We start from the raw sequence: 241 nt of genomic DNA on the forward strand, positions 1-241 counted from the left end.
GGATTACATTATCCACGTTGGCCGTTTTCATGAACACAAACGTCACGACAGGCTGCTGCGGGCGTTCGCGCTGAGCAAGATCGACGCATCGCTGGTGTTGATGGGCAAAGGTTCTGACGCGAAAATAAATCAGCTCAAACAGCTTGCCGCTAAGCTGGGAATTGAAAACAAGATCGTCTTCCGCCCGTTCGAAACCAACCCCTACCCGTGTATCAAAGGGGCACGCCTTTTAGTGTTAAGT

At 51.0% G+C, this 241-nt stretch carries 1 protein-coding gene; it reads left to right on the plus strand.

All coding sequences use genetic code 11. The features are described from left to right. Positions 1-241 (plus strand): glycosyltransferase (locus RTW80_RS30585; protein WP_312722005.1); only part of this gene is annotated, 241 nt, incomplete at both ends.

This window comes from Escherichia sp. AM3 (assembly GCF_032029835.1).
GTDB classification, from domain to species: Bacteria; Pseudomonadota; Gammaproteobacteria; order Enterobacterales; family Enterobacteriaceae; genus Escherichia; species Escherichia coli.